The organism is Zhongshania sp. (assembly GCF_029212375.1).
GTDB lineage: Bacteria > Pseudomonadota > Gammaproteobacteria > Pseudomonadales > Spongiibacteraceae > Spongiibacter.
This window is the reverse complement of record NZ_JARGNU010000016.1, coordinates 41,980-67,244: the sequence shown is the minus strand read 5'-3', so window position 1 is coordinate 67,244 and position 25,265 is coordinate 41,980. Positions and strand designations below refer to the sequence as shown.

The following is a 25,265-nucleotide window of genomic DNA, read 5'->3' as shown; positions in this document are numbered from 1 at the left end:
GCGCTTTAACTGGCGCGCTGCGCTTGGGGGCCGGCAATCTGCATAGCTTTTATGTAGGCAGGGCGTTGGCTGATGCGCTGAACATAGGCCGAGATGTTGGCCATGTCATCGATGCTGCGACCGCCGAATAGTGGCAGTGAGGTGAGGTTGAACATAATCATAATGTCGGCGCAGCTAAATGCCTCGCCAGCCAAATAAGGTGCTTCTGACAGGCGTTGATCGAGCAAGCTGTAGTAGTCCTTTTCTCTGCGCTCCATGGCGCTGAGTATCATGGCATTACTGTCGGTTTTCTCGCCAGCCGCCGCTTTGGCAAAGAATAGCCCCAATAGATTGCTGTTCATTTGCATCCAATACAGGTAATCGGCGTAATTGTCCTGCTCGGCATTTACGCTGAGTTTACCCTTGGCGTAGCGATTACAGATGTATTCACAGATCGCTGCGGACTCTGCCAACACCCTGTCGCCGTCGCGAATTACCGGTGCAGTTGCCGCAGGATGAAGGGCGAGGTAGGCCGGCGGCGCTAGCCCGTCTGGACCGCGGTCAAACCATTCCAGCTGGTAGGGCAACCCTAGCTCTTCCATCAGCCAAACAATGCGGTCGGATTGGGAAACGCCTAAGTGGTATACGGTAATCATATTCATTCCTTATTGTTTTGTGGTTTGAAGTACTGCTTAGCGTAAGTCCGTGTCGTCTAGGCGTTGTTGTACGCAATGGCTCGGTTGTTAAATTGGCGGTTAACGGCCCATGTCTTCTTCTAGTTTTCTGAGTTGTTGGGAAACTTCTTTCATTTTTTCATGGGTGCGCAAGTCAATATCCAGTTTTTTATCCATGGTGCGAACTAGCGGCGCAATGGTGTGCTCGATGGTGTCTGCCAAGGTGCTGAGTATTTTACCGAGGCCAGGGACGGGTTCATTTATTACATTAACCGCGGGCTTATTGGACTCAATAGCCAAGGCCAATTTGTCTAAGAGTGGCGTTAATACGCTAGCGGCATCGGCTTTAGTGCTCGGGTTTAGCAATTGGCTCGCGGTATCCGAGAGCGCTTGGACGCCCGCGGATAAATCCAGCAACTGAGCCACAACTTTGCCGCCAATATCGACATCATCGCCGCCCATGGCCTTGTTGCGCAGAAAATCGGTCTTTATTTGAGCCCAGCGATGTTCTTGGTCTTGGGTCATATTGCCGCGCAATTGCGCCAATTTTAAAAGATTGGCTTCTGCACCCGTGGTCAGTAATTGCGCTTCGCCAAGATAGTGGTCAGAGATCATTTGCATCAATTCTGGCTGATTCATTACCGCCGAAATTTTTTCTGCCATTTTGTTCATATTGCGGTAGCTGCCCTGCAGTTTGAACGACGGTTCTACGCGGTATTTGTCATCTTGCGCGGCAGAGGCAATATACTGCTGGTTGATTTTTAGTATGACATCCCGAATAACAAACATTTTTTTCAAGACGTCGATGATTTCATTAATCTCGGCGCCGCTGTATTGATGGCTGAGTTCGGTGGTGGCGACACTCTCGCCGCGGGCCATGGCGACGAGCCGATATACGTCGGCCATGTCTCTGGTCGCTAAGGGGGCGAGGGCGGGGTTTGAGGTCAGTGCATTTTCGATATAGCTCAGGGCAAATTGTTCGTCCATGCCGCCGAGAATATCACCTAAGTTGTAAATATCGGCTCGGTTGGCGAGCATATCGGGTACTTTGAATGCTTCGCCAGATTCGGTGTAAGGGTTGCCCGCCATCACCACACAAAATTTGCGGCCGCGCATATCATAGGTTTTGGGCTCGCCTTTCCACACCCCTTCTATGCGTCGAGTGCCGTCACACAATGAGATAAATTTTTGTAAAAATTCGGCATTGGTGTGTTGGATGTCGTCGAGGTAGAGCATGACATTATTGCCCATCTCAAGGCCGAGGTTGAGTTTGTGCAATTCTTGGCGAGCGGTCGCATTGGGCGCTTGGTTGGGGTCTAGTGATAATACATTGTGGCCCAGCGAGGGGCAGTTGATCTTCATAAAGATCAGGCCAAGGCGATTGGCGACGTATTCCATTAGGGTTGTTTTGCCGTAACCCGGTGGCGAAATCATCATTAGCAAACCCATGAGATCGGTGCGCTTGCTGTCACCAACCGTACCCATTTGTTTTGCAAGATTGTCGCCAATAATCGGCAGGTAGGATTCGTTGATTAGGCGATTGCGTACAAAGGAGCTAAGTGGACGGGGTTTAAACTCGCTCAGGCGCAATTGCTTGCGTCGATCAATAATAGTTTGCTGGCGCAGTGCTAAGTAGCGCTGATAGGCGGGCAGCACTTCAAAGCGATGTTTTTCAATGCGCAGCAGATAGCTGTCGAGTGCAAAGTGCATACTGCCGTTGTTCAGCAGGGGGTGGTCGCCGAGCAGGCCGGTAAAATGTAACTCGATATCAACGTTGCTGTGGCGTCGGTCTAATCGCACATCGGCGTTAATTAGTGCCACCGCCTCGGGAATATAGCGCGCCATATCGCCCAGCGATTGACTATTAATGAGGGCGTCGAACCACGCCACGGACAGATTCCAGCGTTCAGCTGGCCAGCCGATCATTTTTTCTAATGCCATTTGGTAGCGGCGCCACGTGCCGTCGTCCATCGACTGCTTTAGCCTCGCAACCAATTGCGTTGCATATTTGCTGGTGATGAATTCTATTTTCTCGCGACCTAGCTCCGCCACGAGGTAATCGGCCGCGCGGCGAATATCGAGCTCAGTGACAGGAATGGGGTGCAGCGCAATAAAGTCGGTCATGGCGTGGCGTACTTCTGCCGCTAACTGGGTGTTGGCCTCGTTGCTGGCAAACACCGACTGCATTTGCGCGGCTGACTGCGCCCGTTCAGGCCAGGTGGTGAAGGACAGTTGCTCGCGTTCATTGTCGCCAATTTTTCTTTTGGCTGCGTTTTTTATATTGGCCCAAAATATTTGCGCTAAGCCGCGGCTTAAAGGATCGAAGCGCAGTAAATCGGCACTGTCGAGCGCAGGCAATAAGGTTTTGATGAGCAAGGCCGCGTCGTGGTCGTGAATGCCGTTTTCGTAGCCCTCTTTATAGCGTGGGGTGGCAAATTCGCGAACCAGTTTGCTCAGCGCTGTTTCGTCTAGCACGGCGTTGGCGAGTAGCTCTGCGCTGAGGTTTTCTCGGCGCTGCTGGGCTGCGTCCATGATGAGGGCGGCGAGGTATTCGGCGCGGTAAACCTCGGGTGTTTCTGATTCCAGCGCCATATCCCAGTACGCCTGCATGTTTTGCAGCTCGGCATTGTCGATGGCTTCGTAGTAATTGGTGCCGGTTAGATGAAAATTTAGCTCGCCGCCGCGGGGAATAATGGTTAAATCCAGCTCTTGGGTATTCACCGAGAAACGGTGCCGCGGGCCAAGTTTGATGACATTGCCGCCACTTTCAAAAATATCTGTTTTATCTCTTAGGGAGCGCAGCGCCTGTTCTTTAATTGCTTTTAGGCGCGACTCAATATTGTCGGCCTTCACCGCGCTGTCTAGTTCCCGCAGGCTGTTAACGAGGTCGCGAATTTTGCTAACCAGCGCATCCGAGGCAAAATAGGTGTTGAGTTCGTCACCTTGGTTAAATTTTTGCGAGCGCTTCTCAATACTGTTTAAAATCCGCTCGGCGGCATCGGCTAGCGATTGCGCTTTGCGCTGGCGAGCGTCGAGCAGCTGTTGCTTGTGGCCTTCAAAGGATTCGTAAATCTCCTCGCGTTTAACCATCATGTCGTTAATGAACTGGTCGTAATCGCTGAAGCGACTTTCGAGCTCTTCAAGCTGGACCAGTAGGCGCGACAATTGTTCATCGCATTTTTCTGGTGTTGTTGCCAAGCTTAGAGCGTTAGTAATGGTTTGCGAGAATAATTTAAACTGCGCGCCAAATTCGGCAATTGCCTCGGTGGCACCTAAATTTTTGCGTTTGTTTTGCGCGCCAGCCTTGGCTTGGTTAATTTTGGCGTAGACCAGCGATATGGCATCAATAATTTGGGTGCGCACGGTGGTGTCGTCAATTTTGAGGGTCGACATCAATTCTGATAATAGATCGAGCCCTGCGCTGGTTTGCTCAAAAGTTTCAATGAGCGGTGTTAGCTCAGTATTGGTGTTGGCAGTTTCAGCCTCGGCAGACAGCGCACTAATCTTTGTGTAGTAAGGATCTAGGGCATTGTCGTTGGCGAGGAAATTAACCGTATCAGCGCTAAGTGAGGCTTCGACGCTATTGAGTTCCGTGTCCATGGCGTCAAGGCGCGGAAGGTCGATGTAGCGATACTCTTTGATGGTGGCGATGTGGCCGCGGTGGCGGCGAATATCGCCGAGCGCTGCGGCGTACTGCTCGGCAGATTCCCAGCTTTGGCTGCGAATGGAATTTATTAAGGTCTGTTGCAGATGTTCCGCTTCGCGCATGGCCTTTGCCGACTGCTTGCGAATACTCTCGACTTTTTCAAATTCATCAATCACGAGCTCGGCGGTGGCGCTAATGTTTTTAATAATGTCGGCAAGCGGCTTGGTTTGAGAATCTTGTAGCCAGAAGTGATCGTCAAATACTTTACTTGCCGCTTTGCTCAGGCCTTCGTATAGGCGAAGTGAGACCGCTTGATTGGCAATAAGGCGGCTAATGCTATAAAGGTCTGAAATACCCCGCACCAGTTCGGCGTTGCCGATACGGCCAAAGAAAGTTTGGCTAGCGGGGGCCTTGCTAGCAAACTCGGCGCTTTGGTAGGGCGTTTGCCAAATTTGCATAGGGTGAACCCGAGTGGGCTCATTGTCTGCCGTAAAGATTACCAGCCGACCGTCATCGGCCATGGCGTATCCGTGGCCGAAAATAGGATTTTGGAGTTTCTTTTGGATTAGATTGTAGGCAAATAAGCCCACCAAGCCCTTTTCGCGCTCGTAAAATACATACAGTACATCTTCACCGTTAGGGGATCGCAAGCTGCGTTTAAAACGCAGCCCAGTAACGGCATCATCAAAGGCCTTGTACTCGCCGGTTTGCAGGTAGTAGCCGCCAGGAAAAATAAGACCGTGATCCTCGGGTAATTGCACGCAGGACTCGCCAATGGCGTCTACTCGCAGCACTGACTCAGTGAGGGTGTTGTAAATAAAATAGCGATGCGCCTGTTCGCGGTAGGGCAACACTTTTAAAAGAATCACGTCGCCTACGGCGGCATAGGCAATATCGGCATCATCTAGCGACTGGGTTTTGTCGTCTACTGGCTCGCTGTAAATGCCATAACCCGCTTCGGTATTGTTCTCAATTTTGATGGTTAGGTCGCCGCCTATGGTCTCAACAAACACGGTGTCGAGTATGTTGGCGTGGGGATGACGGCCGTTTACGGTGTCTTCGCGCGTCACCTTGGTCCATTCAAAGTCATATGTCGGCGGCAGGGCGATGTCGCGTTCGCCGCGATTATCAATATATTGGGCGCGCTTGCCGTCGGGCGATAAGCCCCAGCGGAATACTCGAATATCGTCAAGGCGTTCGCCAATTTGAAAGGCAGCTAACAGTTTGCCGTTATTAATGGTTAGCTCGAGGAGGCGGGTGTGCTTGTAATAGCGGTACAGCTCCTCAAAATCATTCACAAAGCCAGATTGCGATAAGAAACTTTCCGCCATTGGCGCGGCTTCAATGTCATAGCCTTCGTCGGTTTGAACAATAGAAAACAGCGCAAAGACATCGTCAATTTTGGTTTCTTTTTTCAGGCCGATAAACACGTTATAGCCAAACAGCAGGTGCTCGCCAACTTGGACAATATCGCGGGCTACGCAATTATTTTCGGTGCGCACCCGCACCCGCGACAGCAGGCTCATGTCTGAGTTGCCAAACTCCGCTAGGCGCGCGTGGTTTAGCGCTTGCAGGGATTGGTCAAGGGTGTTGCCCTGCTCTAAGAGGCGTTTGCGAATAATTTCGTAGGCGCCGCCAGCAGCGACAGCGTTATCCACTATATTGGTGTCTGGAGCGGCTGCGGAAGCGTCTTGCTGGTCCATGTTTTTTCCTTAAGCACAGTGCACGGTCAATACAGGGAAGGGCGCCAGCGCCTTCCCATCATTTGCCCAGTGGGCGATTTGCTGGGTTCAAATTTAGTGCTGCGCGCTGTGATCTGCGTCAGTTTTTGCTTTGTTAGCTAAATCGCTAGCGGGAACAAACTTTTCACCCACTACCCGCCCAATCAAGGCTTGGATAACATCACTTTTGCCAGCAAGACCATCTACGGCCTTGCCGATGGACAGCGACTTGGCAAAGTTGTCAAAGAAGTGATCTTCGCCACCCACAATGTCGATCTTCGCTTTTTGTAGCGCGACGGCTAGCACTTCGGCATTCTCTTTGGCTATTTCCTTGCCGGCGTCCATGGCGGCCAAGGCCTCTTTTAGGGCGGTTTCCAGACCCATGCGGTATTCTTCGTGAGACCGTGCATCTTTCGACATACTGTTCATGGCTTCAAATTTATCAACGAGGCCTTCGGCTTCTGCTTTCAGTTTGGCGAGAATCACTTCTGCTTCTGCATTACCTATTTGCTGTGAGGCAGACGCCTGTGAAGTGCCTTTGGCGGCAATAACATCGGCTTCAGATTTGCCGGTTTCTAAATTGGCTGCGGCGGTGGCTTCGCCTTTGGCGCGAATAACATCTGCTTCAGATTGGCCTTCTTTGCGCAGCGCATCGGCCTTGGCTTCTTGCACTTTGGCGTCGGCGAGTCCTGGCGCGGCGCGCTCGGCTTGGGTGCCTTCGGCCAGCTTTTTCTGGGCATCGGCGCGCTTGGCGGCGGCTTCGAGGTCGGCCTGGGCGAGGGTGGTTATTTCAATGGCCTTAAACTTAGCGGATTCCTCTTCAGCTTGTGCCTTTTTAACTTGCTGCACTCTGATTTCTTCGGCTTTGGCTTCTGCTGCCAGTACCTGAACTTGCTTGGCGCGATCGGCTTCGGACACTTGCCGTACTTCTTTAATTTTTTCCTCTTCAATGGCCACTGTTTTGTCCACGGCTACGCGTTCGCGGATGACATCGGCTATCGCTTTTTTCTCAATTTCTACGTCTTTTTCTGCGGCGATGCGTTGCAGTTCAACTTCGCGCTCGCGGGATACAATTTCTAAATCTCTAGCCCGCGTAACTTTCTCTTCTTCAATGGCCACCGCGCGCTTGCGGTTTTCGCCGGCAACTTCAATTTCACGCTGCTGGTTTTCACTTTGCACTGCGAGGTCTTGATCGGTTTTGATGGTGGCGGTTGCCGATTTATTGCGCTCTTCTTCCTGAACCTTTTTAGTTTCGGCTTCTTCGCGAGCGCGCAGTGTAGCAATTTCGCGTTCTTGTTTAGCTTCGGCGTCGGCTTGCTGGCGCTCAAGCTCCAGCATGGCTTCAACGGTTTCTACGTTCTTTTTCTTTATGGCGAGTTCTTCGTCGCGCTCAAAAATATTCGTTTGAATATTCTGTTTGGCGGTTAGCTCGGTGATTTTGCGAATACCCTCTGAATCGAGAATGTTTGATGGGTCGAGCGAGGATTTCGGTGTTTGTTCAAGGTAGTCGATGGCCACGTCTTCAAGGACATAGCCATTTAAATCGTTGCCGATGACCTGCACAATGGCTTCGCGAAATTTGAGCCGGTCTTCAAATAAATTAACAAATTCGAATTTTTTACCAACGGTTTTTAGTGCCTCAGAAAATTTGGCATTAAATAAGTCATTTACCGCGCCGCGGTCAGAGGCGCGGCTGGCGCCGATGGCTTTGGCAACCTTGAGCACATCTTCTGCTGTTTCATTGACGCGCAAGTAAAAGGCGACGGTGATATCGGCGCGCATATTGTCGGCGCAGATCAGTCCATCTTTGCCGCGGCGATCGACTTCAAGAGTGATGAGTGAAATTTTCATCAGCTCTTTTTTGTAAATAATGGGGTATACCAGTGCGCCGGTAAAGTGGACTTTGGGGGTGGATGACATGTCATTGACGATAAGGGCGGTACCCTGTTCGACTTTATAGTAGAAAGCTTTAAAGAGCCCTGCCAGGCCCATTAGCAAAACAAAGAAGATGCCAACGCCGATGAATATGGGCATGAGTACCGTCAGATCAGCCATAATTATTACTCCATAATAGTTTTAAAAAATCCAAGTGTTAATGACTTAAATCGTTACCGAGGAATTCTGCTTCTGAAATAACGCGATAAACGCCTTGCTCTTTAATGTGCTCTAGTAATACAACGCGATCGCCTTTGTTAAAGGTGGCGCTGCCTGTTGAGCGGATCGAAAGCAGTAAGCCTGCGCCACCGTCTTCAAAAATAGCCTCACCAAAATTGCCATCGACTCGCGATGAGCGAACCACGGCAGTTTGGCCAAGGATATGCTTTACCGTTTGCAGTTGGGCGTTCTTAAATAGCGGGCGAAGGGGTTTGATAGCTTGGGCGGTAAGCATTGCCGCTGCATACACGCTGGCGAGTAAAATGGGTAGGCCCACTATAAAATGGAGGATGCCCGCCGGTAGCCAGCTCAGCATTAGATGCACGGCGTAATAGCAAATAAACCAGCCAAATAAGGTGATGAGCGACACGATAACGGTGACCGGAACACCTTGCAGGCCAAGGCGCAACATTAGTCCAGCGAGCACGTCTGGGGTGGTGTGGCTGTGGCCTTCTGCACTCAGCTGATCTGCATCGGGAAGGCTAAAGTCCAGAAAATCGAGGTCAACAAAGCCCAGCACCGCTACTAGCCAGTACAGGGTGACAATTGCCAGCAAGAACGTAAAAATCACGGTCGGAAACGAGCTGATGTTTTGGTAAAAAGGATCCATGTCCTTCATAAGGAATATCGCAAACATTCCAAACCTCCTGTAATTTTTTGTCCCTGCCGCGTTCTAGCGTGATTCTTTGTTTAAAGCTTATTGTTTCTTTTTTAGGCGCTCTAGTATGTCGTCTGCGCTTTGGCCGTTCGATGTAATGCCCGCCTCCTCTAATTTTGCTTTGAGGGACGAGTCGCTAGACTCAGCCGCCAAATCTTGCGCTACCGAGAATTGCGCGGCCTTTAGTGCCTGCTTTTCTTTGATGCGCTCTAGCGAATCCATGGCCGTGCGTATTCTAGACTCGGTGCCGCTGTAGCGGTCGGCTACCGCAGCCTGCGCGCGCTGAACATTTTCAGTCGCTTTTACGGTGTCGGCTTGCTGCTTAACGCGCTTTAAATAGTCTTCCGCTTGCTTTATTGCCGCGCGCAAAGACGCGGCGCTCGCTTTATAGCCTGAGGCGGTGTCCCTTTCTTGGTCTAGCTGATTTTCTAGGTCAGCAATTTTTTCCGCTACATTACGAGCGAGCCCCTCGTCATTCAAGTCTAAAGCCTTGATCGCATAGCCTTCGTGCTCGCTGATCTGCTTGCCAAGATTGGCGCACTTTTCCTCGGCTAATTTCTGGTGCGCCATGATTGACGCCAAGCTGTCTTTTGATTGCTTTAGTTCATTGGCGGCATCGCGAATTTCTTGATCCAGTATTCGCAAGGCCTGGCTGTCTACTATAGCTTCACCTGCCTCATTGGCACCACCACGTAAAGCAGTTAACATTTTCGATAAAATCTTCATGGTTTTGCTCCTGTGTGAATTAGCTGGCTTCAACTGGAATTGTTAGAAATTCGCCATAGGCCTCGGTCGCCTGTATTACATTGCTGGCGAGCACCTCAATCTCAAACACAATATTCTCAATCAGTGAAGACGAGCTAAGCGCGCCAAACATATGGTAGTAGTCGCCGTTGCTGCCCATGCTATCTAGGCTGATTGTCGATAACGGAAAATATTTGTGGGTGCGTAAAATGGCATCGTTAAAGCCATTTACGTCGAGCACCTCGTCGATTGACCAAAGCACCGACTCCACAATAATTTGATCGCCCGATGCTGTAAGAAATATCGGTAAGTCACCAAACTCCTTCATAACAATCTGGAGAACAGGATCCACACCTTCTAATAGCTCGATTGTTGCGGAGCGCCCAGCAAATAATTCCTGCTCTTTTAGCGCATCAAACAAGCTGTTGGTTGTCCAGCGATTTTGGGTTTCAGTCATGCGTCTATCTCCATTTAAAGCGGGAGGCTCACCGTGCTCGCGTAACATCTTTTCTAATTGCGCGAGCGCCCCTGCGTTCTTCGGAAGTATCCAAACCTCTTTTTTGATCAAGCCTTGTTCCCGAAGTCTTTTTCGGTATTCGCGTTGGTAATGTGCTGATGATTTAATAGTCATGGTTAATATATAATCCTTACATGTAATCAAGTCAACATATTACATGTAATAATTTTTGTGGCGTGGTCTAAGCTGATATGACTTGGCGTGCCGGCGAGTGATTGTCAGGCTGAATGTGCGGTCGAGCTGCGCTCAGGGCGGGCGCTAATTAGGGGAGCTTGAACTTCCTAGAGGGGTAAATGCGTTTGTTTAATTAATCGCGATTACCCTAAGTCTTTGATTTCAAAATATTTTGATTTTGGTCGTAGTTTCACAAAATTGCCCTATCGGGGCAAAAATAATGTCTAAAGTATATCGGTAAATACTGTGTTCACAGTGCCTTCTGAGCTTGGCGTTTCAAGGAAATAATGCCTAGTGCTCGAAGGCGGTTTTCCAGCAGTGCAGTTGCACGCTCTTTCATTGCTTCTGGCATGTAGCTGCGGTGGATCAGGTTGAGCATGTCAGCTTGTTTGTTGTGCAATTGGTCTATAAATTTAATGATCGGTTTTTCGGGTATTCCAAGTCGTTTCCCTAGCTCAATGAAATCAATGCCCGTGTAGGAACCGTAATGTTGCTGTGCTTCCGAGAATTGTTCGTCACCGTCCTCTGGGTCAAGTAATAATCCAAGCGCCAATTGACCTGAGCCTTTTTCAGCGCCATTTGTATTAAATGCATCGCAGAACAGGCAATCATAGTTTGGTGTGAGCTTGTCGTAATAGCGGCTAGTGTTGCCATGTTGGCGTTGCACGCTGAAGTTCTTTAGGTGTAAGTCGTCATTGCCAATGAGGTAAGAGAAGATCACTCGCCGAAGAAAGTCCAAAACGACAGCCTTTTTACCGCCAGTGACTTCTAAGACTAACTTGCCAGCTTCTTCGTAGGTTTTGTCGTATTTGTTGTCGCTAGGTATGTCGAAACACTGTAGTAGGTCTTCTTGGTGTAGTTTTCTGCCGTGGTCAAGCCGGTCGAATCGTCTGGTAATAAAGGCTAGCTCACCGTCGGCGAAATCGACCAGGCCGCAAAATGCGGTTTCAATGCCTAGTAGCGTACTGAGCCGCATAGCGATGTGTTCGTTTTCAGCTGCATTGGGGAAAGATTCTGGGCTGGGCTTTAGGATGTATTCCCCGCCTGTGGCGGTGGGTGTTAGTTTGCGGTGATCATTTTCTTTTAGGGAAAGCTTTTGCTGAACGCCGGAAATGGACATGCCTTGGCTATGTTGGCGGCTACTTTGGAAAAATTCACTGCGGCTAAAAGGTAAGTGAGGGCTTACGCTTGTGCTGCCAAATAGGTTTCTTAGGGCGGTTAGCTTATAGCCTACCTCAACCTCCTTGGCGGTCAGTGAATTTAAACTGATTTTGCAATAAGTAGTCATGCTGTGATCCGTGATCCTTTTGCCATGTTTGTCTAATCGCTAGGTGAAATTGTGACCGCGCCGATCAAGTCGCGCCCGTTTGCCAGTAATAAGCCAAAGCGGTCGGACTCATCAATTTTCTGTTCCAGTGCCTGTAATTTCCTGAGCCAACCTTCAGCTACAAGGTTTTCGAAAAAGCTGGGTAATTCCGCGCTTTCGAAAGCGTTCTCTTGCAGTGGCAACTTAAAGCTGATTGGAGTGCCTCCAGCTAGGTAGTCGCTGTCATACTGGAATCTGAAGCCGGTGTCGGTTTCCCTTAGGGCTCCAGCTAGTCTTTTGCCGTAGAAAACTTGCGCTGCTCGGTTACTCATAAATCATTCCTATCAGTTGACCCATAGCTTCATACCAAGTGCATAGGCGACGCTGATTAGGCTTTCTAATCGAACGTTAGGCGAGCCTTTTTCAATTTTTGCCAGCGTCACAGGGGCAACGCCTGACAGGTCGCAGAGTTCGTTGATGGTTAAACCTTGCTTCTTTCGTTCATTTCGAATCCGTTCGCCGGCTTCTTCAATAGGAGCAAGGTTGGTAGATTGCTCTGCCATTGATGCTGCCCGTTGAAGCTCGGTGACTTTGTGGTTAAGGGCAGTCAACAGTTCATCTATCCTGAAGTCTTTATCTGTGATGCTCACTTTTCCATGCCTTTTTGTGTTTTTTAATTGATTTAATATATTAAAGCATGCTTTTTGTCTCGATTAACACATTTTTCTATGCTTTTCTTGTAATTTTATTTATTTTTAGATGCTTTTACATGGTTTTTGTTTGTTTTATGCGTTTTTGCAGCGGTTTTTGTATTTATTTAAAGCTTTCTACACTTTTGTGCTGGATTTAGATTTATCTGCCCTTGTTGTTGGTGTAATAGCGTAACGCTACACTTTCTGCAAAAGATAGTTCCACTGGAATAGCCGTGAGGCTGAACGTCAGCGACGCTATGGCAGTAGAGTGGGCATTACCATGCGCTATATTGGATTGACTGAGGCTAATACTCAGGCAGCGTATAATGAGTTTGAGATTCGCGTTTAGCAGGGAGGGGGTGTAGTGGCGTGTCGTCTTTGTGAAAAAGACGCACCGTTAATGCAGGCTAATTAAGGTTAATTGTTCGGGCGGTATGCAGTGAATTGCAGGGTCGCATTTAGTAGGGCAGATATGGGAGAATAGTGGGGGGTATTTAGCCGTTTCAGTGCTACACAAACTGCTACATATAGTGCTACACATTGGGTCTAATGATATTTGTAACTTATTGAAAAATAATATATTTTTAAGCAGGAGAGGCGTTGAATAATTGACTTAACGAATTGATTTATATAATAAAAAAATAATTAATTTTAAAAAGTACCCCCAAAAGTACCCCCAAATATACAAAGTACCTTCTGTAATTGGTCTGATTTCCTAAGATTAAACTTTGGTAATTCGGGTGATGCCGGTCAGGTTATCGTGGGTAAAGCTGAATTGCATACAGGGTAAGGGCATTCTGAATACAACCCCCTTTAGAAAATCCGGCTATCTGTAAAAAGAACGGGGCACGAATTACCCGTGTGTACCACCCTTCAGGAGTACCTTTTGTTTTAAGTTGGCAGTGCAAGCCTAGTCTTGTCAGATACCCCCCATGCCGAAATTCCCGCTTGTGCCAGCGAAAGTAGAGGGCCGGTCTAGGATCGTAAGGCCCTGTAGTTTTGGCCACCCCCTAGCCCGTCTAGGTGGTGAATCTCTTTTCAATTTGTAGCGTGTAAAAATCTCACTGGGGGAGCGGTGTCACTTGTAAACTGGGCGAGGTTTGAACCCACCTCCCGCCTAACATTTAGTGTAAGTACTCGATAGGTGTTGATTTACTGGGTGCCATGTCAACCCCCTATAAGCACGGGTTATTGCTATAAGCTCGCGCCTTAACGTCCCGTACTGCAAAGCACTCCCAAAGTACCTTGGGTATATTCTCCCATAGGTTAACCCCCCCCTGTAAAAATTGGCTTGTGCAAAATATTGTCTAGGGAGGCGGTGTCCGTGATCGACTTGCCAAGCTTTGACCGGCCCCCCTATGCCGTTCGGCTGGCGTTGGGGCGGTGGCTGTCGGTGTTGATTCCCTACCATTGGCCGCAATCTTTTTTTAATCCAATAAGGGGGCGGGGTGGTTATAGTCTAGGGGTGAGGCAAAAGTGGTGGGAACACTGGGAAACTGGGAATTCCTTTGTAACTAATTGAATATTAATAATTTAATTGTTCCCAGTGCTTTCTGTAGTTGTTCCCAGTTCCCAGCGACTGGGAACAAGTTTTTAATATCATATTGGGTCTGGCTGCGCTGGGTTAGGCGCGGATAGATAATCGGCAGGATTAACGCTAAGGGGCTACGCTCGCAGTTCTTCAGCGACTATCTCGGGGTGGCGTTCTACGATTTGCATTAAGCGAACGGCGGTGCCTGGTACATTGCGACGGCCTTGCTCCCAGTTCTTTACAGTATCCCCTGAAACGTTCAACACCTTGGCTAGCTTGACTTGAGATAGGCCCAGCTTATTACGCAGTGCTTTGACATCTACGGCGGTTACTTGTGTGACCGTTGCGCCTTCAGGGTTTAGGCCCTTCTTGTGGGCAATCATCCACTCTACGCTTTCTACTAACTCTGTAAATTTATCGTTTGCCATATCAATCACCTTTCAACTGGCTTACCAGCCCTTTGAGAACGTGCTTTTCTCGTTCGCTGAGGTCTGATTTTTCGCCCTTGCTATAGCCTATTACCAAGTAAATTTGGTCGTCATCGTCAAGCCAATAATAGATAACCCGTCCACCCCCGCGCTTGCCGTGATCGCCATAAGCTATACGTGCCTTACGAAAACCGCCTGTGCCCTTAATCATGTCACCCTTGCTGGGGTTTATCGCTAGCTCGGTTTGAAACTCGCGGTACTCATCGTCGCTGACATTGCTTTTCAGCCACTTGGTGAATGTTGGGGTTTCGATGAATTCCATAGTTGAGAATGGTACGCCAATGGCGTATGGGCGTCAATGACGTACTTGTGATGATGGATTACACGCTAAAGACACCTTGTGTCCCGTCAAATCTGACTTTACCACTAGCATCAAAGGCGTTGTATAGCGCAATCATGGTATTTATCTGGCAATTCGGTATACCGTCACTTCCTTCAATGCGTTTAATTGTCATTGAACTGACTCCAGAAAGTTCCTCCAAGTCGCGAACAGACCACTTCAAAAGGCCGCGGGCCATACGGCATTGAGCACCACTAATAATTACCAAGATTAAGCGTCCTTTATTGTCTGAGTGTTCCATATTAGAACTTATTAGATTACTTATAGTATATTTTAAATTCAAAATTACTTGTTTTGTATTCTCTTGTTGTCTAAATTAGAACGTTGTTGGTCTTATTTGTGGGCGAGGATAGTATGAAAGCGAGATCGTATAATGGGTTGCCAGAGGACTACATGAAAATGCCAGAGAAGGAGGACAAAGCGAGTGACGCCATGGCGGCTTTAGATGCAATAAATCGGGCATTGCTTCGAGCGGATGCCGTGTGCCATTTGGTAATGGCATCATTTGAGGCTGACGAGGGGCCTTTTAGTGAAGAGATTATGATTTCCTCGGTGGATTCAATACTTGGTGCGGTCAATCAGGCGCGGATTATAGCTAATGGCTTGCCCAGAATAGCGGGTTAATAGCTATACTTAATCGTAATGGGTTTGTTAAAGGGCTTTGCAGATGCAAGGCCCTTTTTTTACCTTAATCCAAGTGGGGAAAATTAGTTGGGCGGCACAATTCTTGCTAAAAAATACATGTTTTATAGGCTCGGGATGTCCCAATGGTCGCCAGTGTCTGAGCCATCCTCGCCAGTCAGCGAATCATCATCAATAAGCAATGCCGACAGGTTAATGACATAGCAATTCACGGCTTTTTTACCGCTACCGGGAAGGCGTACTTTCTTGGTTAGTCGGCCCTCTTCTTTATCGGTTTCCAGTGCCCCGCGTTCCTTCAGTAGCCGTGCTATATGGACTATATCGAAGCTCTTACACATATCTTTTAGGCCGTCTCGCGTTAAGTAATATGTATTTTCGCTGCTGTCGCCAAGCATTGAGTCTTGTTCGGTAACTGTTTTACGAAAGCCCCAGCGTTCCATAGTGCGTGGCGCGTGTTCATCAATGCGGGCATCGTCACTTTCCCAGCGGGAAAAGCGAGATTCCCCGTATTTGGTCAGCATTTCGCGAACGTGGTTTATTGCCTTGGTGTCTTCAAGGTTGCCATCCCCGCCACGCATTGCCACCCAAGAGCGAAACGCACGGCCAGCGGCATAGGTTGCCCACCCCCGTTTCCAGCCTGTAATCCCGATTTGCGAGGCGTATTCCCCAGCGGCGGCCACTAAGGCGAACTTGTCGGCGGCGCGGTGGGCTTGGCCGCTCGCGGTACCGCCTAAAATTTCAAACTTAAAGTTTTCGCGGGCAGTGTTTAAGTGGGCGGCTAGATTCTCTCGGTCAGTTGCTACCATTGCTTCAACTAGGGCAAGGATTGGCGAGCCGTGGAAGCGACGGGCGGCAGCCTTTAGGTGATCTGAAAGGGCCGCGCCTGTATTAAAGCTGTGGTGATCCTCATAATTTCCTAGCAATAATCTGTTTTCACTATCCTTGTGCGGGTTGGGGCAAATTGCTAGTAATCTGATTTCTTGGCCAGCTTTGGGCTTTTGGTTGGCTTCAGCCATATGGTCAGATAGTGTTTTTTCCCCACTAGATAGGAATATGATTCGCCAGCGATGCTGAGTGCCTCGATTATTTCCTGTTTCGGTAGCGCGTGATTTGCCTACACCACTACACAGCGAATATACAGTTTCTCCGATAAAGCGCGGTTCTATTTGCGCTAGTTCATCCAAGGCAAGTAAACAATCAGAATGCGCGGCGGCCATACCCTCAAGAGCATTGGCAGTTGTTCTCCATGTTTTGGTGTATTCACCTCGCTCAGGGTGGCCGTAAACGCTAGCTGCAACTTCTAAGAGTGTTGTTTTGCCTAGAGAAGAATCACCATAAAGATGAATGCCAAAAGACTCTGAGCCTTGTATATCTAGAAATGGCCCAGTAAATGCGGCGCTAATTGCGAAAGTTAGGAAAATGTTATTGCTGCCGTACTTTGCGATATTCTCCTTCCAGTCGTTTAGCTCCCCCGATACTGAAGTTTTGCAGAGTGACGGCGCATCGTTGTAGTAATGCAGTGGTTCCGTTGGTTCACCAATAACGCGGTCAGGAAGCATAAAAGCATTGTGACCATGCCAGCCCATTCTATTTACTAGGCGCACCCGCTGGGGCGTGTCGTAGCCCATCAGGAATTCACGTAGCTGGTTTTTTGCGTCTCGGTGTGAGGCTAGCCTATACCCTCGGTGAATTAAGCCCTCTACGGCTTTATTGCCGCCTTCAGTAACTAAGAAACAACCGGGAATATTCCATGTTTTTTCTACGCCGTCGAAATCCTGAAAATTCACCAGTAGGCCCCAGCCTTCGCTAAGTTTGTCGCGTGATCTCGCGGTAACTTGCAAGGGGCCGCCCACACACTGGTATTTTTCAAGCTTAGAATTAAACGAATACAGCCCTTCCGGTCTTGATTGGTAGCGGCTGGTAATGTCGCTGTTATTGCTTTGCTCGGTTGGTTTTGGTTTTTGTTTTGGAATTCCGGTAAGGCCATTTTTAAGCAGTAATTCTATATGTTCGGCTTTCCATCCTAGGGCTAGTGCGTCGGCAGCGTCGGCCTTGCTTGGCCATTGATTGCTATCAGTGGCGGCGCTGAGTGTGGCTTTTCCTGAGGCGGCGTCGGTGCTAGGGCTGTGCTGTGCAAATAGCTTTATATTAAGGGGTGTAAAGTCAGCTACGCCCACCACACCAAGTACAGCGCGTAAAGGCGCTATGCTGTCGCTTCCCGCTTTGTCATTGTCTGGCCAGTACCACACAACACGCGATCTAAGCGGCGCAAAATCGGCTTTACTGATTGCCTTAGAGCCACTTGGCCACGTCATGGCTACGGCGTCAGGGAATAGCACTTGTGCGGCGCCAGCGGCTTTTTCGCCCTCGCATAGTAGTATTTTTGCAGTGACGGGGGTGGTGGCGAGTTTATGCAAACCATAAAGCGGGCGGTCTATTGTTGGGGCTTTTGAGTACCACGCCACGCGTCCTGCTTTGTTTTTCCCGTAACAGAACGGGCGGTAATCCTTGGGGCGGCCATTGGCGGCGGTGTTATCAAAGCGCATTACCCGCAATAAAATTTGTTTGCCGTCGCTGTCTAAATAATCCCAATATTGAGAAGGCTTCCCCAGGTTGCGAATACTTGTAGGGCATGATTTAAGGGCGCCTTCAGGTATAGGGCGAATTGGCTCAAAATCTGGCGAGGGTGGTTTCTGTTTTGGCGGCGGCGGGGCGTTGTGCTGGGCGTGGCTTTGGTGCTCTATAGCTGGATCAATACCTAAGAATTGGCCTAGTGCTTTGCAGGCTTCGCCGTTCTTGGTACGGTCTAAGTAAGCCACTAAGGCGATTAAGTCGCCGCCCTTATCGCCAGTTGCAAAATCGCACCATATACCATTAGTTAGGTTTACTGAGAAGGAGCCAACGTGGCTATCTAAACGCGTAGGGTTGGCTATAACGTATTCATTGCCTTGGCGCTTTCCACCCGCTAACCAGCGCGAAAGCACGGAATCAATACTTTGCAAGGCGCGGTCATTGATTAAAGCGAAATTGTATTTACTATTCACTATTTATGTTCCTAGTTCGAGAAAACCCGCCCCCATTAGGGCAAGCATACAGCGTGCGGTGGGGTTGAATTTAGGCCCCTTTATAGCTCTGGATAGCTCTAGCACGGTTGTACTGGTAAATAATTTCATTGTCAGAATTCAATAAGTAGTCATAGCAAGGCGCCCAAATCCCGTCAGGCCAGATCAATACAACGGGATTGCCGTATTCGGGGTGAGGGTCTTTGCTAATATGGTTGAGGTAAAAATTATAAAATTGAGGTGATTTCCGGAAAAATTCTCGTGCCTTTTGGGATCTACGCGACCGTAAAACTGTGTATTTCGGCAGCGCCTTTATTTTCTTTGCGATACTAGTGCGGCTCATGGTGTTATGCCTAGCTAAAACTGACTGGCGTAGAGTCGTCATGGGTTTCTGGGCTGGGTTTGAAACCGAATTTAATTAGCGCTTGATGAAATTTTGCCAAATTGGGTGGGGTTGGTGGTGCATAATATTGACGTATTCGACACCATCGACCATCTTCAAGAAAGGTTGTTTCTTCTAGATCGATGTAGCGGATATCGAAATTGAATTCATTTTTTATACTATTAATTTCACTTGCTAAAATCGTACCGCTGTTTATATCTAGCGTTGTTGTGTCGTCATCGTTATATCCCCATGCGACACGGACACAATATCCGACTGCAAAACAATATACCAAGTAGACACATAGATTTTGCGGGTGGGTATGAGTGAAGGCTCGTAAATAATCAATTGTTATTTCTATGCCTGATGACGTATTTAGTTCAGGAAAGAGGTGAGTTTGCGTAGATAAGCACCCTTGGCTAACAAGATAATTATAAAATTGAAGTAATATATCGGGGTCATTGTGTACCCAATATTCGTGGCGCGGCTCATGCGGCGAAATGCGTTGAGACTTAACTTCTAATCCAAGGCCGCGTATATCATCTATCGTTGTGTGAAGCGCTACTTCTCCAAATAATTGCGATGCTTTATCGCCTGTGAGGGTGTTCCCGCAAGCGATGTAATAAATTGTTTGGAGTTTCTTGCTAGCGTTAAATGGCGGCCTTAGTTCCGCTATGGCCTTGAAGGTTACTATCATTTTTCACCTCTGCTTAGTTCGATTAGCAGTGCACGAATATCTTCTACGTGCCAAGCGGTGCAATTGGCTGAGAGTTTGACGGGTTTTGGATAGCGCCCAGTCTTAACGCCACTCCACCAATGAGACGCGGATACTGGGATAATCGCGGGAATTGGTGGGTTTGCTTTTGAATCCCCAAGGATCGTTTTCAGGCGTACTAGGCCAACATCGGGTAGCAGTCGAGAATGTGTTAATTCTGCTGTCGCGGGGGCGGTAGGGCGGGCGCGCCCTGTAGTGTTTTTTGCAGTGCGTGAAACTGTCATTTACTTTACTCCGGTACGATGAAATGCCACTGGGGCCAACGGGGTAAAGTGTGCTGGTTTTGTCTGGAGTTTCCCCAGTAAAAGTTTTTCCGGAAAAAAGTTACTGGCCTAATGCTTTCTGTTTAGCTAGAGGGTAGGTAAAGCGCTTGAAGTTTGGACAGAATAGTTTTGGTATTTTGGGGTGAGTAGTCGAGAGAGCCTAAACTATTATCGTCATAGAATTGGTCAAGCAGAGTTTGTACTTGCTGTAATCGTTCGCGGCGTTGTCGTTCCAGTCTTATCTGGGTTTTTAGTTTGATAGCAGTTATAAGTCGGTGATTTTCTGTCTGATCTCGGTTTGGTATTCCTTTTGCCAGTGATTCGCCAGCTACTTCATAGGAGGTGTGGCGGGTGGTGTCTACTAAGTCTCTTTTTAGTTCGGGGTGCGCTAGCTCAGTGAAAATTAATGACTCTTCATAAGCGGGCGATAGTTCCCACATTGCCTCCTTTCGGCCTTTAGTCAATGAAGGTGTTTCGCTGCCAATCTGAGTGGGTGGCATGAATAGTATATCGACGCTATGTCCATCTGATGCTCGTAGAGCGATATTGGCGATAAAAGCGGACAGGGCTGTCGGTACTGGTTGCCCTTTGTTTGTCAATATTCCGAAGTAGTAGAGCAAGCAACGCCGCGAGGCTCTTGTGTCTTTAGTCGATTCGGGGCGCTGTGCTTCGTATAGCAACGCTTCTAAGGGTAGCTCGTCAATAATGTGCCCTCGGCAGTCTTTGTTGCCACCAAAACGAAACGCACCTTCAGCAGTGCTTGCGAGGTCAGGCTCTAAGCCTGTAATTTGCACGGATTTATCACTAACTGTGATTTTGATCGGCGCCGTTGGTTTCTTTGTCATTTCCGCCCCCAGCGGTTAGTCCCTTAAATTTAATTACAGGCTAAAGCGGTGCGTAACTAATTGTATCTGGAGATACTATAAGCATATTTGTTCGTCGCTAAGACAGTGTATCGGCTATCCACCGCCGTCCTATGGTGTTTATGGTTGTATTATAATGTGCAATTAGAAGTGTTCCCAGTTCCCACTTACTAGGTACCAACTGGGAACACTGCTGGGAACAATTATTTATAAATAAAACAGATACTTATAATGAATGTTCCCAGTTTCCCAGTGTTCCCACCATATATAGGGTGGGTCTGGTGTTTTTAATTAACTCCCTTGCCGTTTTGCCGCTGTAATCGGCACCACGTTATCTATTTCTAGGCGTAAGGTGTCGAGGTAATCGGCCCAAGATTGCATCATGGTGCGGCGGTTTTCTAAGTGCTTGGTGCGGTTGTATGCTCTGCCGTTGGTATCTCGTACTGCGTGGGCTAATTGGTGCTCTATCCAGTCAACGGGAAAGCCTAAGACTTCATCCAGTAGGGTGCGGGCCATTGCACGGAAGCCGTGGGGTGTCATTTGCTCATTGGTGTAGCCCATTGTGCGTAAGGCTATGCGCATTCCGTTATCTGAAAGGGGGCGAGATAAGGCCCTAGCGTTGGGGAACACGTAGCGGCTATTACTAGAAACTTTGTGCTGTGCTTCTAAGATCGCCAAGGCTTGGTCTGCCAGTGGAATGATGTGTGGCTCTGCTAGCTTCATTTTCTCGGCGGGTATATCTATTCGCCGTTCTTCAAAATTAACCTCACTCCATTCTAGTTGGCGAAGCTCCCCAGGTCGGCAGAAAAACAGCGGCGCTAATTTAATGGCAGACGACACGGCGGGGGTGGCTTGGTAGGCGTGAATAGCGGCCATTAAACGTCCGACGTCTTTAGGTTCGGTAAGGGCGGAATAGTGTTTTACCTTGCCTTGCTGTAATGCGCCCTTGAGATCGGCAGAGGGGTCGCGTTCTGCTAACCCAGCGGCTACCGCAAAGCGGAATATCTGCCCTGCTGTCTGTTTGGCTTTCTTGGCGGTTTCATAAGCGCCACGGGCTTCAATTTTCCGTAGGGCGCTAAGTAGTTCAGGTGGTGTTATTTCGCTAATGGGGCGGCTGCCAATGGTGGGGAATAGGTCTTTTTCTAGTATCCGATTCAATCTTGAGTCGCCAGATTCGGATTTGGGGCCACGCTTGGCCAGCCATTCACGCGATACCACGTCAAAACTATTGGCCCCTGCTAGCAGCTTGGCGGCCTTTTCGGTTTTGCGTTGGGTCATTGGGTCGATGTCTTGGGCGATCAGGGCGCGGGCGTTATCTCGTTCGGCTCTGGCCTGTGCCAATGAGGTGTCAGGGTAGACGCCAATAGCGAGAAGCTTCTCTTTTGTTCGGTACCGGTATTTTAATCGCCAGTACTTGCCACCGGTTTTTTTGACCAAAAGGAACAGGCCTTTTTCGTCGGCTAGCTTATAGTCTTTGTCTTGAGGTTTTGCGGTCTTGATTTTAGCGTCGGTAAGCGGCATGGTATCTGCGGGTTTTGGGGGTACCTGTTTTGGGGGTATCTCGGAAGTACCCCCAAAAGTACCCCCTCTCTATCCTTGATTGGAATGGATAGTATGGCACGGGATTGGACAGTAGTTAAGCTGTAGGTCGCGAATTTGCTGGGTTTTTTGGATTTGGCTGGATGGGGTTGTACGGTGTTTTGGTGCCCAGGAGAGGACTTGAACCTCCACCCCCTTGCGAGGACTAGCACCTGAAGCTAGCGTGTCTACCAATTTCACCACCTGGGCAGGAGATGAGCAGCGAAAGCTGAGGCGCGCAATTTACTGATAGAAAGTATTTTTGTCAACGGTTGCGTTACACTACACCCATATTTTTTAAATTTCATTGTATAAAGGAAGTCCGACTGAATGGCTAAACGCCGAAATCTCCCCGATCCCCATGCTGAGCGTGAGGCTTCGAACTACGAAAATCCGGTTCCCAGCCGTGAATATATCCTAGAACAGCTAAAAGAAAGCGAAAAAGGCATTAGCCAAGCGCAGCTGCGCCGGCAGCTTGAGATTGAGGGCGAGGAGCAAGAAGAAGGCCTTCGCCGACGAATTAAGGCAATGTTGCGCGATGGCCAAATAATTGAAGGTCGTCGTGGTCAGTTGCGCGCCATTAGTGGCGGCGACAGCATGGTCGGTAAGGTAATTGGTCATCGCGACGGTTTTGGTTTTGTCAGTATTGAAGGCGAGGCTGAGGATGTATACCTCGCCAACCGTCAGATGCAGCAAGTTTTTGACGGCGACACGGTTAAAGTTGAAGTTACCGGAATCGATCAGCGCGGTCGCCGTGAAGGCGTTATTGTTGAGGTGCTTGAGCACAATACCCAGCAGTTAGTGGGTAAGTTGATGATGCACCGTGGTCTGCCGCAGGTGGTCCCCGAGAATACCCGTATTCAAAACTGGCTGGCACTGGAAGATAACGACGTTGCGAGCGCCAAAGAAGGCGATTACGTGATGGTCGAGCTGACCCAGCAACCTGGTCAGCGCCAGCAAGCACGGGGCCGAATTACTGAGGTGCTGGGTGACCGGCGCACGGTGGGGGTTGCTACCGAGCTGGCAATTCGCAGCCATGATATTCCCTTTGAGTGGTCTGAGGCTGTTGAGGAAGAGGCGCGGCGCTTTGGCTCTGAACCTAAAGACTCTGATAAAACCCATCGCGTGGATCTGCGCCAGCTGCCGCTGGTTACCATCGATGGCGAAGACGCCCGCGATTTTGACGACGCGGTGTATTGCGAGCCTAAAAAATCTGGCGGCTACCGTCTTTGGGTGGCAATAGCTGATGTGTCGCACTATGTGCAAGTGGGGTCGGCCCTAGATCAAGAGGCGCATAAACGCGCTACTTCGGTGTATTTTCCAGACCGCGTAGTGCCGATGTTGCCTGAGGCGCTGTCTAATGGTCTGTGTTCGTTAAAGCCCGATGTAGACCGCTTGACCATGGTCTGCGAAATGACCATTAGCGCCAGCGGCAAGCTGAGTGGCTATGTATTCTACGAAGGCTTGATTCGCTCTCATGCCCGTTTGACCTATAACGAGGTGGGTGCGTTGTTGGAGCTTGAGGGTGTAGATCCCAAGCACAACACTGGTCGCAATGCGCATTTGCTGCCGCAGCTGCGTTATTTGCAAGATCTCTACAAAGTTCTGCGTAAAGCGCGCTCCGAGCGCGGTGCCATTGACTTTGAAACCGTGGAAACGCGGATCGTGTTCGACGATGAGAAGCGGATAGAAGCGATTGTGCCGATTCGTCGTCATGATGCTCATAAGCTAATTGAAGAGTGTATGTTGTGCGCAAACGTTGCCACTGCTAGGGCGCTTGATCGCTCTGGGCTGGAAGCGCTATATCGCGTACACAGTGGTCCCTCTGAGCAGAAGTTAACTAATTTGCGGGAATTCCTCGGCGAGATTGGTTTGAGCTTGCAGGGCGGTGAAGAGCCTAGTCCTAAAGATTATCAAATGTTGTTGTCTAATCTGGGTGATCGCCCCGATGCCGCGGTAATTCAAACCATGATGCTGCGTTCTTTGAGTCAGGCGGTTTATCACCCCGAGAACGAGGGGCATTTTGGTTTGCACTATGCGGGCTATACCCACTTTACCTCGCCGATTCGGCGTTACCCAGATTTGCTGGTGCATCGCGCACTGCGTTATTTGGTGCGCAGTGGCGGCGGTGAGGCGGCGGCTTGTTTCCATAAAATGGATGACGCGCCAGCGCTGGATCGCAAAGCTATTTATCCCTACGACTTTGATGCGCTTGTTGCGCAAGGTGCGAATTCGTCCATGGCGGAGCGCCGCGCCGATGAGGCCAGTCGCGATGTAATGGCTTTTCTGAAGTGTGAGTTTTTGCAAGATCACGTTGGCAGTGAGCACGACGGTATCATAGCTGCGGTCACTGGCTTTGGGATGTTTGTTGAGCTGCAGGATCTTTATATAGAAGGCTTGGTGCATATTACTGCGCTGCCGCAGGACTTCTATCAGTTTGATCAGGCGCATCAGCGTTTGGTAGGTGAGCGAACTCGGCGGGTTTATCAGTTGGGTGACACGCTGCGCGTGCAGGTTTTGGCGGTTAACTTAGATCAGCGCAAAATTGATCTAGGTGTTGTTTTGGTGGAGGGCGAAGCTGGCCGCAAGGCCGAGTTTGACAGTGCTAAGCCTGCCAGTGATGCGCCGCCGCGCAAGCGTCGCAAGCCAGGCCAAGGTCGTGGTCGGGGTGGCGATACTGCACCGGCATCCGCGCCTCGCCGTCGCAAGCCTGCGGATGCGGCAGCGCCTGCCGCGAAGTCGGCGCCACGCAAAAAGCGTCAGCCAGCTGCGCCAATAGTCGATGTGCCTGTTGCTGTTGCGCCGAAAAAGACCTCGGTTCGCGAGGCGCTGGCTAAGGGCTTGAAGGGTTTAATGCCGAGCAAATCCAAGGCGGCAGCCAAATCGACAGCCAAGCCAAAGGCTGGTGCCAAAGCAGGCGCTGCAAAGTTAGCTGAGTCGGCGTCTGGTGCAGAGGGCAAGCCTCGTCGCAGTCGCTCTGGGGCGAAAGCTGCAGTGCCAAAGTCTGATGCTCCAAAAAAATCGGGTGGCAAAGTGAAATCGGGCGCACCTAGAACGCGTCGTAGTCGATAGAGAT

The 25,265-nt window shown here is 49.4% G+C and carries 18 protein-coding genes and 1 tRNA gene; 2 read left to right on the top strand and 17 right to left on the bottom strand.

Features of this window, described 5'->3' with window-relative positions:
* Positions 1-5 precede the first annotated feature (5 nt).
* The 11 genes from P1U47_RS14935 to P1U47_RS14885 all read right to left on the bottom strand — a co-directional run bounded on the left by P1U47_RS14935 (position 6) and on the right by P1U47_RS14885 (position 14,546).
* Positions 6-635, bottom strand: coding sequence for a glutathione S-transferase family protein (locus tag P1U47_RS14935; protein ID WP_301030008.1), 630 nt, complete (start codon positions 633-635; stop codon positions 6-8).
* Between the two features lie 99 nt (positions 636-734).
* On the bottom strand, positions 735-6,002 hold the full coding sequence (locus P1U47_RS14930) for a DNA repair ATPase (RefSeq protein ID WP_301030007.1): 5,268 nt from the start codon (positions 6,000-6,002) through the stop codon (positions 735-737).
* Positions 6,003-6,095: 93 nt separating this feature from the next.
* Positions 6,096-8,075 carry a hypothetical protein gene (locus P1U47_RS14925; protein ID WP_301030006.1) on the bottom strand — a complete coding sequence of 660 codons (1,980 nt, stop codon included), beginning with the start codon at positions 8,073-8,075 and terminating at the stop codon, positions 6,096-6,098.
* A gap of 37 nt (positions 8,076-8,112) precedes the next feature.
* Positions 8,113-8,811 carry a DUF1449 domain-containing protein gene (locus P1U47_RS14920; RefSeq protein ID WP_301030005.1) on the bottom strand — a complete coding sequence of 233 codons (699 nt, stop codon included), beginning with the start codon at positions 8,809-8,811 and terminating at the stop codon, positions 8,113-8,115.
* Positions 8,812-8,871: 60 nt separating this feature from the next.
* Positions 8,872-9,558 carry a PspA/IM30 family protein gene (locus P1U47_RS14915; RefSeq protein WP_301030004.1) on the bottom strand — a complete coding sequence of 229 codons (687 nt, stop codon included), beginning with the start codon at positions 9,556-9,558 and terminating at the stop codon, positions 8,872-8,874.
* A gap of 19 nt (positions 9,559-9,577) precedes the next feature.
* A complete protein-coding gene (locus P1U47_RS14910; RefSeq protein ID WP_301030003.1) occupies positions 9,578-10,033 on the bottom strand; it encodes a YjfI family protein in 456 nt (151 codons plus the stop codon).
* A gap of 484 nt (positions 10,034-10,517) precedes the next feature.
* Positions 10,518-11,555 carry a type II toxin-antitoxin system HipA family toxin gene (locus P1U47_RS14905; protein ID WP_301030002.1) on the bottom strand — a complete coding sequence of 346 codons (1,038 nt, stop codon included), beginning with the start codon at positions 11,553-11,555 and terminating at the stop codon, positions 10,518-10,520.
* 32 nt (positions 11,556-11,587) lie between these two features.
* Entirely contained in the window at positions 11,588-11,905 is a 318-nt protein-coding gene (locus tag P1U47_RS14900) for a HipA N-terminal domain-containing protein (protein WP_301030001.1), read from the bottom strand.
* 12 nt (positions 11,906-11,917) lie between these two features.
* Positions 11,918-12,223 carry a helix-turn-helix transcriptional regulator gene (locus P1U47_RS14895; RefSeq protein ID WP_301030000.1) on the bottom strand — a complete coding sequence of 102 codons (306 nt, stop codon included), beginning with the start codon at positions 12,221-12,223 and terminating at the stop codon, positions 11,918-11,920.
* 1,707 nt (positions 12,224-13,930) lie between these two features.
* Positions 13,931-14,224, bottom strand: coding sequence for a type II toxin-antitoxin system MqsA family antitoxin (locus P1U47_RS14890; protein WP_301029999.1), 294 nt, complete (start codon positions 14,222-14,224; stop codon positions 13,931-13,933).
* A 1-nt stretch (position 14,225) separates the two neighbouring features.
* A complete protein-coding gene (locus tag P1U47_RS14885) occupies positions 14,226-14,546 on the bottom strand; it encodes a type II toxin-antitoxin system RelE/ParE family toxin (protein WP_301029998.1) in 321 nt (106 codons plus the stop codon).
* A 477-nt stretch (positions 14,547-15,023) separates the two neighbouring features.
* Between P1U47_RS14885 and P1U47_RS14880 the strand changes: the two genes are divergently transcribed.
* Positions 15,024-15,248: a hypothetical protein gene (locus P1U47_RS14880; RefSeq protein ID WP_301029997.1), complete on the top strand. Its 225-nt coding sequence runs from the start codon at positions 15,024-15,026 to the stop codon at positions 15,246-15,248.
* Positions 15,249-15,370: 122 nt separating this feature from the next.
* Here the strand turns inward: P1U47_RS14880 and P1U47_RS14875 are convergent, their stop codons facing one another.
* From P1U47_RS14875 to P1U47_RS14855, 6 genes are all read right to left on the bottom strand, one after another.
* Positions 15,371-18,310, bottom strand: a complete 2,940-nt coding sequence (locus tag P1U47_RS14875) for a DUF927 domain-containing protein (protein WP_301029996.1) — start codon at positions 18,308-18,310, stop codon at positions 15,371-15,373.
* A 371-nt stretch (positions 18,311-18,681) separates the two neighbouring features.
* Positions 18,682-19,407, bottom strand: a complete 726-nt coding sequence (locus tag P1U47_RS14870; RefSeq protein WP_301029995.1) for a hypothetical protein — start codon at positions 19,405-19,407, stop codon at positions 18,682-18,684.
* Complete coding sequence (locus tag P1U47_RS17610; protein ID WP_366943183.1) at positions 19,404-19,709, bottom strand: AlpA family phage regulatory protein; 306 nt, start codon at positions 19,707-19,709, stop codon at positions 19,404-19,406. The genes P1U47_RS14870 and P1U47_RS17610 overlap by 4 nt, the downstream gene beginning before the upstream one ends.
* A gap of 122 nt (positions 19,710-19,831) precedes the next feature.
* A complete protein-coding gene (locus P1U47_RS14865) occupies positions 19,832-20,593 on the bottom strand; it encodes a hypothetical protein (protein ID WP_301029994.1) in 762 nt (253 codons plus the stop codon).
* Between the two features lie 309 nt (positions 20,594-20,902).
* Positions 20,903-22,132: an integrase arm-type DNA-binding domain-containing protein gene (locus tag P1U47_RS14860; RefSeq protein WP_301029993.1), complete on the bottom strand. Its 1,230-nt coding sequence runs from the start codon at positions 22,130-22,132 to the stop codon at positions 20,903-20,905.
* A gap of 180 nt (positions 22,133-22,312) precedes the next feature.
* A tRNA-Leu gene (locus tag P1U47_RS14855) sits at positions 22,313-22,399 on the bottom strand.
* Positions 22,400-22,519: 120 nt separating this feature from the next.
* Between P1U47_RS14855 and rnr the strand changes: the two genes are divergently transcribed.
* Complete coding sequence (gene rnr, locus P1U47_RS14850; protein ID WP_301029992.1) at positions 22,520-25,261, top strand: ribonuclease R; 2,742 nt, start codon at positions 22,520-22,522, stop codon at positions 25,259-25,261.
* The last annotated feature ends 4 nt before the right edge of the window (positions 25,262-25,265 follow it).